This is a genomic window from Paractinoplanes atraurantiacus (genome assembly GCF_900215205.1).
Taxonomy (GTDB): domain Bacteria; phylum Actinomycetota; class Actinomycetes; order Mycobacteriales; family Micromonosporaceae; genus Actinoplanes; species Actinoplanes atraurantiacus.
This window is the reverse complement of the sequence record NZ_OBDY01000023.1, coordinates 1-12,253: the sequence shown is the minus strand read 5'-3', so window position 1 is coordinate 12,253 and position 12,253 is coordinate 1. Positions and strand designations below refer to the sequence as shown.

Here is a 12,253-nt window from a genome sequence, read left to right as displayed (position 1 = left end):
CGCCGACGCTACCGCCCCGGCGCTCCGGTCCGGCAATCAGCGGAGCCGGACCGGGCCCGCGTCGATCGGAATGCGGAAGAGGAAGTACGGGTAGCGGCGCTTGTCCTCGCCGTTCTGGTAGTCGGCCTGGCGGTGCAGCTGGTTGGCCGTCACGTACACATAGCCCTGTGCGACCGACATCGTGTCGGGCCAGAGCAGACGCGGATCGTGGGCCAGGGTTTCGACGGTGCCGTCGGGCAGCCGGCGCAGGACGGCGTTGTGCTCCCAGTTGGTCAGGTAGAACCGGCCCTGATCGTCGGTCTCCAGGCCGTCGGCGGCGCCGCCCCGGTCGCCCTCGTCCACCACCGTGGCCGCCACGTCGGCGTCGCTCACCCCACGGTCGAAGAGGGCTTCCGCGGAGACGCTGTACCAGCGGCGGGAGATCAGCGGGCAGTAGTAGATCCGTGAGCCGTCGGCGGCGATCGCGATGCCGTCCGAGCCCATCTTCACCGGCTGCGGCGACCCGTCGGCGGGGCGTTGCATGAAGGGCCGGCCCTCGACGATCGGCAGCATGTCGGGCGGCGTGAGCGCCTTCGTCGACGGGTGGTCGTGCAGGCGCCGCCACGATTCACCGGTTTGCAGGTCGACCACGATCAGGCCGTTCGGGCCCTGGTCGGACGAGTCGGTGATGTAGGCGGCGTTGCGCCGCAGGTCGAAGCGGACGTCGTTCAGATACGTCGTCGGCAGCGCGACGTCGTCCGGAAAGGTGATCGTCCGGACGACCTGAGAGGTGGTGAGGTCGACGCACACCAGTTTCGGCCCGCCGGGCTTCGTCGGCTGGAACATCGGACTGCCCGTGTCGAGGATCCACAGCCGGTCGGCCGGGTCGACGACGATGCTCTGCACCGACACCAGCGCCTCGGCGTCGGCGTCGTCTCGCGGGTTGTTCCAGTCCTGGTCGGGAAAGGGATGCACCTGCCCGTCCCGGATCTCCCCGACGGTGAACGGCACGTCGTCACCCCACTTGGGGAAATTGACGAAGACACGCCCGCTGTGCGAGACGCTGACACCGGTAGGCATCGGCCCCGACTCGAAAGTATGTACGATTTCCAGTTCAGTCACGCAGGGCCGGATACCCGGCCTCGGCTCAGGTAACCGCCTACGGCCAGCGCCTGAAACCGCTCAGCACGGTCGGAGATGAGGAGGTTGCCGCTGCTGAGGCAGAAGATTCGCCCGCTGTGGTCGTTCAGAAGCCCCAGGGCACTGACCTGATTCCGGATTCGTTTGTCCTGACTCAGCAAGGACCCGCCACGACTCAGCCCGTATTCCATCCACTCCGGGTCGCCGACGTCTTGTGCGTCGTTCTCGAAGTGGTCCGTGATGTCGTGCACGATCCAGCCTTGTTGCCGCAAAAGCCGTGACGTGCCCCGGCCGAGGCAGCGGTCCGAGAAGAACTCAGGCTGCGACTCGGATGAGAGCATTGACCTGGTCAAGGCTGAGACCATACTCGTCAGCGACGATCTCCGGCGCCTCGCCCGCCCGCCACATGCCGAGCACCGCATCGACCGGAACCTTCGCCGGCTCCACGATGGGGGCGCCCCAGGCGAAACGGGGATCGATGACCACCTCGGCGATCGCCGGATCGTAACGGCGCAGCGTAAGGCGCTTGGGGAACTCGTCGTCCTCATCCCAGACGATGTATTTGAGGTAGTCATCGATGACCGCTCTGATCGGCATCTGGCGATCGCCGGCTCGGGCCACCTCATCGGAGTCGAGATAGTGCACGAAGATGTCGACGCCATCGGTCGCAATGCGGCGCGTGGCCAGACCGAACTCCGTACCGAACTGTTCGCGAATGTCAGCCGCCGCATCGCGGATCTTGTGCGTCGGCAGATGGAGCGCGCGGAGGGACCGGAGGACGTACGCCTCAACGAGCGCCACGAACGGAAGCATGTCACACGGGAAGCCCCACAGGCTGGTCCCGGGAACCTGGCGGCTCCCGGGACCAGGAGAAATCTTGGTCAGCCCAGGTCGACCGACGGGTAGAGGGGGAAGCCGGCCAGCAACTCGTTGGCCTGCTTGCTGACGCTGTCGGAGACGGACTCGTCGAGCTGGAACTTGGCCTTGGAGCCCTCGGCCGGCTTCGTGCTGGACAGGACCGTGTGGATCAGCTCGGCGATGGTGTCCATCTCGGCGGCGCCGAGGCCGCGGGAGGTGAGCGCCGGGGTGCCGATGCGGATGCCCGAGGTGTACCAGGCGCCGTTCGGGTCGTTCGGGATGGCGTTGCGGTTCGTCACGACGCCGCTGTCGAGCAGGGCCTGCTCGGCCTGGCGGCCGGTGAGGCCGAACGGGTGCACGTCGATCAGGACCAGGTGGTTGTCGGTGCCGCCGCTGACCAGCTGGACGCCGCGCTTGAGCAGGCCCTCGGCCAGCGCCTGGCTGTTCGTGACGATCTGCTGGGCGTACGTGGCGAACTCGGGGCGCCGGGCCTCGGCGAACGCGATCGCCTTGGCCGCCATGACGTGGGCCAGCGGGCCGCCCAGCACCATCGGGCAGCCGCGGTCGACCTGGGACGCCAGCGACTCCTGGGCGAAGACGGCGCCGCCGCGCGGGCCGCGCAGGCTCTTGTGTGTCGTCGTGGTGACGATGTGTGCGTGCTCGATCGGGTTGAAGTCGCCGGTGAAGACCTTGCCCGCGACCAGGCCGGCGAAGTGCGCCATGTCGACCATGAACGTCGCGCCGACCTCGTCGGCGATCTCGCGCAGGGTCGCGAAGTTCACCTTGCGGGGGTACGCCGAGTAGCCGCCCACGATGATCAGCGGCTTGAACTCTTTCGCCGTGTCGCGCAGGGCCTTGTAGTCGATCTGGCCGGTGGCCGGGTCGACGCCGTAGCTGCGCTGGTCGAACATCTTGCCGGAGATGTTCGGGCGGAAGCCGTGGGTGAGGTGGCCGCCGGCGTCGAGCGACATGCCCAGCATGCGCTGGTTGCCGAACGCGGCCCGCAGCTCGGCCCACTCGGCGTCGGTCAGGTCGTTGACCTGCCGCTTGGAGAACTTCTTGAGATAGGGCACCTCGACCCGGTCGGCCAGGATGGCCCAGTAGGCGACCAGGTTGGCGTCGATGCCGGAGTGCGGCTGGACGTACGCGTACTCGGCGCCGAACAGGGCCTTGGCGTGCTCGACGGCGACCGCCTCGACGGTGTCGACGTTCTGGCAGCCGGCGTAGAAGCGGCGGCCGATCGTGCCCTCGGCGTACTTGTCGGAGAGCCAATTGCCCATGGCGAGCAGGACGGCCGGTGACGCGTAGTTCTCGCTGGCGATCAGCTTCAGCGACTCGCGCTGGTCGTGGAGCTCCTTGGCGATCGCGTCGGCGATGCGGGGCTCGACGGACCGGACCACCTCGAGGGCGGAGCGGAAAGCGGTGGATTCGGGGTTCAGCTCAGCAGACACAAGGACCTCCCTATCACGGATGAAGAGGCCCAGGCGCACGGCAGGTCAGAGGAGCCGCTCCCCGATGGTTGGCCCATCCGAACGCGCCAGTCACGGCCCGGGCCCAGCATACCGGGCGGAAAACCCTTTGCGTGCGCCGTGAGCCGCTTCATAGGGTCGGCCTTCATATGGATCTCCCACGGCAGTTCCTCATCCGCGAGGGTGACCTCCGGATCCTCAACCCCTTCTCGCCGGCCAAGCTGGCCGACCTCGGCCGGGTCCTCAAGCTGACGCCCGGCACGACGCTGGTCGACTTCTGCTCCGGACGGGGCGAGATGCTGTGCACCTGGGCCCGCGACTACGGCATCACCGGCGTCGGAGTGGACATCTCGACCACGTGGGTTTCGGAAGCGACGCAGCGCGCGACCGAGCTCGGCGTCAGCGTCGAGTTCCGCCACGGTGACGCGGCCACGTTCGTTTCGCCCGACAAGTCCGACATCGCGGCTTGCATCGGAGCGACGTGGATCGGCGACGGCATCGAGGGCACCATCAAGATCATCCAGCGCAGTCTCAAACCGGGCGGCATGCTCCTGATCGGCGAGCCGTATTGGCGGCTCGACCCACCCGACCAGGAGACGGTCACGGCGTGCCACATGGCCGCGAAGGACGATCTTCGCGACCTGCCCGGCCTGGTCGCGCACTTCGGCGACCTCGGCTACGACGTGGTCGAGATGATGCTCTCGAACCAGGACGACTGGGACCGCTACGAGGCGGCGCACTGGCTCAACATCCGGCGCTGGCTCGACGCCAACCCGACCGATCCCCTGCACGCCGAGATGCGGGCCGAGCTCGACACCGCCCCGGTGAGCCACGTCCGCTACCAGCGCGATTACCTAGGCTGGGGCGTGTTCGCCCTGATCGAGCGCTGACCGGTCAGGTGGCGGCCACCGCACTGCGGTGAGCCGCTCCGAGGTCTCCCAGAGCCTCGCCGCCAGCGAGGTGTCGTAAGCCTCGGCGGCCGCGGAGACCGCCACCGGCCGCCCGGTGAACTGCCCCCACCCGTCCGGCCCGTAATACTCGCCGGTCTTCACCGCCGGGTCCGTCGCCGCTCGCAGCAACGGCTGGGCTCCCGCCTCGGCGCTCTGGATCAACCACGAGAACGCCCATTTCGTACGCTCTGACGTGACGAACCGGAAATGCCAGGGACTGTGGCGCATCAGCGGCGTCCGGGCCGCGCCGGGATGGGCGGCCACGCTGACGATCCCCGGGTAGCGCCGCCCCAGCTCGAACGCGAAGAGCAGATTGGCCAGCTTCGACCGGCGATACGCGGCCATCCGGTCGTAGCCACGCGCCCAGTCGAGATCGTCGAAGTCGATCGTGCCGCCGCGATGCGCATTGCTGGCGACCGTGACGACCCGACACCCGGCCAGCCGGTCGATCAGCAGCCCGGTCAGCGCGAAGTGCCCGAGATGGTTGACGCCGAACTGCTGCTCCCGGCCGTCCACGGTCTTCCCGTACGGCGGAATCATCAGCCCGGCGTTGTTGACCAGCAGGTCGATCGGATGGTCGATCCCGGCCGCGAACGCGCGCACCGAGGCCAGATCACCCAGGTCCACGTCGGTGCGGCCGGCCGCGATGACGGTCGCCCCTTTCGCCCGCAGCCGCTGGGCCACGATCAGGCCCAGCCCGGAGGTGGCGCCGGTGACCAGCGCGGTCCGGCCGGTCAGGTCAGGAATGTCGGCAGTGGTCCACATGCGGAACCCTCCTATAATCGGGATGCCTGTCCCGTTTACGACTATGCGGGATAGCCATCCCGTTTAGCAAGGAGACGATGTGCGGGCGGACGCCGAGCGCAACCGGGCCAAGGTGATCGAGGCGGCCATGACGGCCTTCGCCGAGGACGGCCTGTCCGTCTCGGTCGCGGAGATCGGCCGCCGGGCCGGGGTGGGCACCGGCACGGTCAGCCGGCACTTCCCCACCAAGGAAAGCCTCTTCGAGGCCATCGTCGGCGCCGAGGTGGCCGAGATCTACGCCGAGGCCGAGCGGATCCGGCGCACTGACACACCCGGTGACGCCTTCTACCGCTTCTTCGCCTTCCTGGCCGGGCGCGCCACCCAGGATCGCGGTCTGGCCGAGGCGCTCAGCGGCGGCGGCTTCGACATCGAGGCGGCCGCCGCGCGCACCGGCCACGACCTCGAAGGCCTGGAGTCGGCCCTGCTCACGGAGGCTCAGCAGGCCGGAGCGGTACGAGCCGACGTCACCCGCGCCGATGTGAAGGCGCTGCTGAACGCGTGCGTCGCCGCCCCCGACCGGGGGCGCATGATCCGGATCGTCAGCGCCGGGTTGCACCCCTGAGCGCGATCTTTCACTAGCCTGATCAAGTGAACGGCGTACAGATCCTGCTGATCATCGGCTGTGGCATCGCGGTCTCGTCGCTCGCCAAGCGGCGGGGCGTGGAGCCGGGCTGGATCATCGTGGTGCTCGCGGCCGCGGCCTCCTTCATCCCCGGCGTGCCGCGGCTGGAGCTGGAGAGCGAGGTGATCCTCGCGCTCGTGGTGCCGCCGCTGCTCTACTCGGCGACCCGCGGGGCGTCGTTCGCGTCGTTCGGGGCGAACCTGCGGCCGATCATCAACCTGGGCGTGATCCTCGTGGTGCTGACCGCCGGCGTGCTCGGCTACGTCACGTCGTGGATCCTGCCGACGATCGGGCTGGCCACCGCCTTCGTGCTGGGCTCGGTGCTGGCGCCGCCCGACACGATCACCACGGTCTCGCACGGCGAGGAGATGGGGCTTCCGAAACGGGCGACCTCGGTGCTCACCGGGGAGAGCCTGGTCAACGACGCCACCGCGCTGACCCTGTTCGCCATCGCCGTGGGCGCGGTCAACGGCGAGCACGCGACCTTCGGCGGCGGCGTGGGCGAGTTCTTCCGCAACGCCATCCTCGGGCTGCTCATCGGCGGCGCCTTCGCCTCGGCCGCCCTGCTGATCCGCAAGCGGCTGCGCAATCCGACGCTCGAGACGACGCTGGTGCTGCTCGTGCCGTTCACCGCGTTCCTGGCCGCCGAGGAAGCGCACGCCTCGGGCATCCTGGCCGTGGTGGCGGCCGCCTTCGCGATCACGCTGAACCTGTCGCTCGACCCGAACTTCCAGTATCCGGGCGGCTATCTGACCCGGATCCAGGAGAACAACGTCTGGCCGGTGCTCGATTTCCTGCTGGAGACCTTCGTCTTCGCGTACATCGGCCTGCAATTGAAGTTCGTCCTTCAGGATCTGGCCAAGGAGGAGGACCCGGGCCTGACCCGCACCCTGGTCGCGGCCGGGGTGCTGCTGGTGGTGGCGATCCTGTTCCGGCTGTTCGGGGTGTTCGTGCTGTTCGAGCGCTACCGGCAGCGGGACGCGCGCCGCAAGCGCCGGGTCAAGGAGGACGTGTACTACCGCGCCCGCTGGAAGCTGCGCGAGGAGGAGCGCCGCAAGCGCGGCGTCAAGCCGCAGGAACCGCCGACACGCAAGGAGACCCTGCTGGTCGGCTGGACCGGCATGCGCGGCATCCTCACGCTGGCCGCCGCGGCCGGTGTCCCCGAGCACACCGCCTCGGGCGCGCCGTTCCCCGGCCGCGACGCCATCCAGGCCATCGCGCTGATCGTCACGCTTGGCACCCTGCTGATCCAGGGCACCACGATCGGCTGGCTGGCCCGCGGGCTGAAGTTCGACCTGGCCGCCGAACAAGCCGAGGAACGAGCTGAGCGCGAGGCGGCCGAGCAGATCGTCGCCGGGGCCGCCGCCCAGCCGGCGGCCGACTTCGACGCGAGCTTCGACGCCCAGCGCCTCGCCCTGGCCACCGCGGTCCGCGACCACAAGGTGGACCAGGACGTGGCCCGCGACATCATCGACGAGCTGGACCTCCGACAGGCCGCACGGCATACGTCCTGAACAGGGCATTCATACCTTTCACATAAAAAATCTTCCTAGGCTCGATCGAAACGTGCGGCAACACGACGAGGAGCTGACGGATGACGCAGCGGTACGAGGGACGGCGACTTCCCCGCCCCGACGAGGAGCTGACCGATCAGGGCCTGGCCTTCGACCTGGGCACCGTGATGAGCCGGCGCAACATGCTGCGCGGCTTCGGCATCGGGGCGGCCGCACTGGGACTCGCGGCCTGCGGAAGCAAGGAGTCGAGCACCGCCACGACCGCGGCGTCGACGAGCACCGGCGAGATCCCGGACGAGACCGCCGGCCCCTACCCCGGCGACGGCTCGAACGGGCCGGACGTGCTCGAGCAGAGCGGCGTGGTCCGCAGCGACATCCGCTCCAGCTTCGGCACCGCCAGTGGGACGGCCGAGGGCGTGCCCATGACGCTCGAACTCACGATCCTCGACATGGCCGACGACGACGCGCCGTTCAAGGACGTCGCCGTCTACGTCTGGCACTGCGACCGGGACGGCAACTACTCGCTCTACTCCGACGGCATCACCGGCGAGAACTACCTGCGCGGGGTCCAGATCGCCGACAGCTCGGGCAAGGTGACGTTCACCAGCATCTTCCCGGCCTGCTACAGCGGACGATGGCCGCACATCCACTTCGAGGTCTACCCGAGCCAGGCCGACATCACCGACTCGGCCAAGGCCATCGCCACCTCCCAGGTGGCACTGCCCAAGGCCACCTGCGATCTGGTGTACGCCACGAACGGCTACTCCAAATCGGTGACCAACCTGAGCCAGGTGAGCCTGGCCGACGACAACGTGTTCGGCGACGACTCGGCCGCCCTCCAGCTCGGCACCGCCGGCGGCGACGTGACCAGCGGCTTCACCGTGTCGCTGACCGCCAAAGTGGACACGTCGACCACGCCCAGCGGTGGCGCGGCTCCGGGCGGCGGCGGGGATCCCGGAGGCGTACGGCCGAGCAGTGCATAGTTCCGTAACCAGTTTTACTTGCCTGTAACACCGGGCATCGACAAGACTGACTGCGTTGGTCGCACCCCCGCCACCGAATCCCCCACCGGATCACCTCGGCCATCCCCGGGCCGATCCCGGCAGCGGCGGCGTGGGGTGCGCCCCTAAATCATCAGCAGGGCGAGCCACAGCGCGAGCACGCCCGCGGCCAGCGCGGTCGGCACCGTCAGCAGCCCCAGCCGCAGGAAGACGCGCGCGTCCGGAGCCGCGTCCTCGTTGTGCAGAATCTGCCGCCACAACAGCGTGGCCAGCGAGCCCACGTAGGTCAGGTTCGGGCCGACGTTGACGCCGATCAGCATCGCCAGCAGCAGCCCCGGCGACGACTCCACGCCGGGCAGCAGCACCAGCGTGGCCGGCAGATTGTTCAGCAGGTTGGCCAGCACGGCGGCGAGCCCGGCCATGGCCAGCATCTCCCCCAGCCCTTCGCCGTCGGGCACGAGATGGTCGATGAGCGAGCCGAGCCCGTGCACCCGGACCGCCGCCACGACGACGCCGAGGGCCAGGACGAAGGCGCAGAAGGCCGGGTTCGCCTCACGGATCAAAGTCAACGGCGACGACCGCAGGGGTACGGCGAGAGCGATGGCCCCCGCGACCGCGACCCAGGCCGGGTGGACGCCCAGCGGCTGCGCCACCGCGAAACCGGCCAGGGTCAGGCCGAGCACGACCAGCGCGTATCGCGGAGCCGGGCCGTCCTCGCCGTTGGTCCGCGGCTCCGTCCGTACTCGCAAATCGTCTCGAAAGAACCAGCGGAAGGCGACGTATTCGGCGAGGATCACGGCCACCCAGGGCAGCGCCATCACGCCCGCGAAACCGAGGAAGGTCAGGCCGCTGGCGGCGAAGGCCAGCAGGTTGGTCAGGTTGGAGACGGGCAGCAGCAGCGACGCCGAGTTGGCCAGATGGGCCGACGCGTAGGCGGGCGGGCGCGACCGGACCCCCGTACGCGCCGCCGTCACCAGCACGACCGGGGTGAGCAGCACGACCGTCGCGTCCAGGCTCAGCACCGCCGTGGTCAGCGCGGCCGCCACGAAGACCGCGCCGAGCAGCCGCACCGGGCGGCCCCGGCTGAGGCCGGCCGTGATCCGGCCCGCGTATCGGAAGACGCCGTGCTCGTCGGCCAGATGCGCGACGACCAGGACCGCGGCCAGGAAGCCGACGGTCGGGCCGAGCTCACGCAGCTCGGCCCAGGCGTCGCTCAGCGGGACCAGGCCGGCCGCGACCGCGATCACGGCCGCGGGCACCGCGGCCACCGCCTCGGGCAGCCCGCGGGGGCGGATCACCGCGAACGCCAGCACGCCGGCGAGCAGGATCGCCGCAATGATCAGGTCCACCGCGGGAGACTACGAGCCGAACAGCTCCCCCGCACCCGAGACGCCGAGAACGCGGGCCACCACGCCGGTGGCCTTGATCACGCGGAAGCCGGTGCCGCCGGAGACCGCCGCGTTGTAGCCGTCGATGAGCGCACCGAGCGCCTCGGAGTCGAGGAAGGTCGTGCCGCCGAGGTCGACCACGACGTCGCCGCGGTCGACCGCGCCGAGAATCGCCGCCCGCAGATCGTCACGGGCGTTGATGTCCAGCTCACCGTCGATGCACAGGAGGGTGGCCGCACCGTCGGCCGTCCGCTCCTGGCCGATCTTGTAGGAATCAGCCACGGGCCTTTTCTACCAGCACTCGATCGGATCAGCCCGGGAAGCTGGCCCAGACATGCTTGGCATCGTCGGTCGTGTACCACCCGACGTCGATCGCGAAAGTGCGCGTGAGCTGCAGACCCAGGCCGCCGGCGCCGAGCGGGCGCCCCTCGGCCAACCGGGGCTCCGCCTCCAGATTGTGATCGGCGACGTCGATGATCAGCCGGTCCGCCTGCCGGAGCAGGCGAACCTCGGTCGGTGGCAGCCCGTGCCGCAGCGCGTTGGTCGCCAGCTCGGTGGCGACCACGGCCACCTTGTCGGTCAGATCGTCCTGCGCCGCCGCGGGCACCCGAGCGATCGCCTCGCGAAGGGCGGCCCGCAGACCGCGCAGCTCACCGAATTCGTCCAGCTTCCAGCACCGCAGCTCCGACGCGGCCGGAAAGGGAACCGAGACGCGGAGCGAAGTCATGGCGTCCATACTTGCCCGTTCCGTGGCCCCTGACACTGGCCCTTATGTACTAATCCGATTTGGCGCTGCCCGGCTCGGCCATCTTGCGGTGCATCTCGGCCTTGGCCTTGTCCGGCATCACCTTCGACGCCGCACCCTGCACCTTCGTCTTGAGCGAGCCCGCCACGACCTTCTCGTCGCCGTCCATCAGCGCCTTGAAGCCCTGCTCGGCGACCTGGGCCGGGTCGTCCTTCTTACTGGTGCCGACGGCGGTGTCCATCATCTCGGCCCGCTCGAAGAACTGCGTGTCCGTCGGGCCCGGCATCAGCGAGGTGACGGTGACCCCGGAGTCCTTGAGCTCGGCCCGCAGCGCCTCGGCGAACGACTGCACAAACGACTTCGACGCGTTGTAGACCGCCTGATAGGTGCCGGGCATCATCGACGCGATCGACGAGGTGAACAGCACCCGGCCCGCGCCGCGGGCGACCAGGTCGGGCAGCACCCGCTTGGCCAGGTGCACGGTCGAGGTCACGTTGACGGCGATGATCTCGAGCTCGTCCTCGAGGTCGGTCTCCCGGGTGAAGTCGCCGCCGAGCCCACGGCCCGCGTTGAGGGCGATCGCGTCGACCGGGCGGCCGGCGCCGCGGATCGCCGCGTACGCCTGCTCCACTCCCTCGAACGTGGCGAGGTCGGCCCGGACCGCGATCACCTCGCGCTCGCCGTCGCGGCGCAGGTCGGCCGCGGCCTGCTCGATGCCGTCGTCCTCGGCCACCATCAGCAGATCGAAGCCGTTCTGTGCGAATTGGCGTGCCAGCTCGTATCCGATGCCACTCGAGGCACCTGTCACCACTGCGAAAGTCATGTCAAAGGCGTGCCCGGATCGCGGCGATCCAATCGACCGCGAGCAAGATCCGCTCCGTATAGTTGCTATCACGCAAAGTAACTCATACTTTCGGCTAGTCTTTCCTGGCCCTCTCGGCTAGGGTCGTCATATCCGAACGGCCACGTGTGCGGGTCGATGGTTATCGGATCGATCACCGTCGACGAGATAGAGGGACACCCGACCGAACGGGTCCAGCCAGCAAGAACGGCGGGACCGGCTCTCCGGTAGGTGCCAGGGAGGACCAGAGCATGACCGTCACGACCAAGACTTCTGCTGAGGCGGAGACGATTCCGGCCGGCGCCGAGGCGCCCGTCGACAGCGCCGCCGAGCTGCTGAACGCCATGGCCGCGATGCCGGCCGGTCACCCGTCCCGCGCGGCCCTGCGCGACCGGGCGATCGAGGCCTGGCTGCCGCTGGCCCGCCACCTCGCCCACCGCTACTCCGGCCGCGGCGAGCCCACCGACGACCTCGTGCAGACCGCCAACGTCGGCCTGATCAAGGCGATCGACAAGTTCGACCCTTCACGTGGAGTGGATTTCGCGGGTTACGCGATCCCCACCATCATCGGTGAGATCAAGCGCCACTTCCGCGACCGCACCTGGTCCGTCCGCGTCCCGCGCCGCCTGCAGGAGCTGCGCCTGGCCATCACCGAGGCCAACAGCACCCTGACCCACAGCCTCGGCCGCTCCCCGACCGTCGCCGACGTCGCCGCCCACCTGGGCGTCACCGAGGAAGACGTCCTGGAAGGCCTCGAAGGCGCCCGCGCCTACAACGCCACCTCCCTGTCGACCCCGATCTCGGCCGACGGCACCACCGAGCTCGGCGACACCCTCGGCGGCGAGGACACCGAGTTCGAACTCGCCGAGACCCGCGTCGCCCTCGGCCCCGCCCTGGCCACCCTCGACAAGCGCGAGCAGAAGATCCTCACCCTGCGCTTCT

General features: G+C 69.2%; 14 protein-coding genes and 1 riboswitch. Of the genes, 5 read left to right on the top strand and 9 right to left on the bottom strand.

The features are described 5' to 3' along the window. Window positions 1-36 precede the first annotated feature (36 nt). The 4 genes from CRP55_RS36400 to CRP55_RS36385 all read right to left on the bottom strand — a co-directional run bounded on the left by CRP55_RS36400 (window position 37) and on the right by CRP55_RS36385 (window position 3,428). On the bottom strand, window positions 37-1,059 hold the full coding sequence (locus CRP55_RS36400; RefSeq protein WP_097326494.1) for an L-dopachrome tautomerase-related protein: 1,023 nt from the start codon (window positions 1,057-1,059) through the stop codon (window positions 37-39). Between the two features lie 38 nt (window positions 1,060-1,097). Then, window positions 1,098-1,460: a PIN-like domain-containing protein gene (locus CRP55_RS36395; protein ID WP_097326493.1), complete on the bottom strand. Its 363-nt coding sequence runs from the start codon at window positions 1,458-1,460 to the stop codon at window positions 1,098-1,100. Further along, a complete protein-coding gene (locus CRP55_RS36390; RefSeq protein WP_179855477.1) occupies window positions 1,435-1,920 on the bottom strand; it encodes a DUF433 domain-containing protein in 486 nt (161 codons plus the stop codon). The genes CRP55_RS36395 and CRP55_RS36390 overlap by 26 nt, the downstream gene beginning before the upstream one ends. A gap of 80 nt (window positions 1,921-2,000) precedes the next feature. Continuing rightward, entirely contained in the window at window positions 2,001-3,428 is a 1,428-nt protein-coding gene (locus CRP55_RS36385) for a glycine hydroxymethyltransferase (protein ID WP_179855476.1), read from the bottom strand. A gap of 20 nt (window positions 3,429-3,448) precedes the next feature. Continuing rightward, window positions 3,449-3,532, bottom strand: a riboswitch (ZMP/ZTP riboswitch). Window positions 3,533-3,595: 63 nt separating this feature from the next. Here CRP55_RS36385 and CRP55_RS36380 point away from each other — a divergent pair. Further along, the gene (locus CRP55_RS36380; RefSeq protein WP_097326489.1) at window positions 3,596-4,336 is read left to right on the top strand and encodes an SAM-dependent methyltransferase; all 741 of its coding nucleotides are present in this window, start codon (window positions 3,596-3,598) and stop codon (window positions 4,334-4,336) included. On the opposite strand, the gene CRP55_RS36375 is transcribed toward CRP55_RS36380, so the two are convergent. Further along, the gene (locus CRP55_RS36375) at window positions 4,301-5,161 is read right to left on the bottom strand and encodes an SDR family NAD(P)-dependent oxidoreductase (RefSeq protein WP_097326487.1); all 861 of its coding nucleotides are present in this window, start codon (window positions 5,159-5,161) and stop codon (window positions 4,301-4,303) included. The two genes, CRP55_RS36380 and CRP55_RS36375, sit on opposite strands and share 36 nt — an antisense overlap. Window positions 5,162-5,240: 79 nt before the next feature. Here CRP55_RS36375 and CRP55_RS36370 point away from each other — a divergent pair, with 79 nt between their 5' ends. The 3 genes from CRP55_RS36370 to CRP55_RS36360 all read left to right on the top strand — a co-directional run bounded on the left by CRP55_RS36370 (window position 5,241) and on the right by CRP55_RS36360 (window position 8,319). Next, entirely contained in the window at window positions 5,241-5,762 is a 522-nt protein-coding gene (locus tag CRP55_RS36370; protein WP_097326485.1) for a TetR/AcrR family transcriptional regulator, read from the top strand. Window positions 5,763-5,788: 26 nt separating this feature from the next. Next, a complete protein-coding gene (locus CRP55_RS36365; RefSeq protein WP_097326482.1) occupies window positions 5,789-7,336 on the top strand; it encodes a cation:proton antiporter in 1,548 nt (515 codons plus the stop codon). A gap of 80 nt (window positions 7,337-7,416) precedes the next feature. Continuing rightward, window positions 7,417-8,319 (top strand): intradiol ring-cleavage dioxygenase, encoded by a 903-nt coding sequence (locus CRP55_RS36360; RefSeq protein ID WP_097326480.1) that lies wholly within the window; start codon window positions 7,417-7,419, stop codon window positions 8,317-8,319. 143 nt (window positions 8,320-8,462) lie between these two features. Here the strand turns inward: CRP55_RS36360 and CRP55_RS36355 are convergent, their stop codons facing one another. The 4 genes from CRP55_RS36355 to CRP55_RS36340 are packed head-to-tail and all read right to left on the bottom strand — an operon-like array spanning window position 8,463 to window position 11,293. Further along, window positions 8,463-9,680 (bottom strand): SLC13 family permease, encoded by a 1,218-nt coding sequence (locus tag CRP55_RS36355; protein WP_438865841.1) that lies wholly within the window; start codon window positions 9,678-9,680, stop codon window positions 8,463-8,465. Window positions 9,681-9,695: 15 nt separating this feature from the next. After that, window positions 9,696-10,007 (bottom strand): STAS domain-containing protein, encoded by a 312-nt coding sequence (locus CRP55_RS36350; RefSeq protein WP_097326475.1) that lies wholly within the window; start codon window positions 10,005-10,007, stop codon window positions 9,696-9,698. A 28-nt stretch (window positions 10,008-10,035) separates the two neighbouring features. Continuing rightward, the gene (locus tag CRP55_RS36345) at window positions 10,036-10,452 is read right to left on the bottom strand and encodes an ATP-binding protein (RefSeq protein ID WP_097326681.1); all 417 of its coding nucleotides are present in this window, start codon (window positions 10,450-10,452) and stop codon (window positions 10,036-10,038) included. Window positions 10,453-10,501: 49 nt separating this feature from the next. Continuing rightward, window positions 10,502-11,293 (bottom strand): SDR family NAD(P)-dependent oxidoreductase, encoded by a 792-nt coding sequence (locus CRP55_RS36340; RefSeq protein WP_097326472.1) that lies wholly within the window; start codon window positions 11,291-11,293, stop codon window positions 10,502-10,504. Between the two features lie 269 nt (window positions 11,294-11,562). Here CRP55_RS36340 and CRP55_RS36335 point away from each other — a divergent pair. Further along, window positions 11,563-12,253 (top strand): sigma-70 family RNA polymerase sigma factor (locus tag CRP55_RS36335; protein WP_097326470.1); only part of this gene is annotated, 691 nt, incomplete at its 3' end.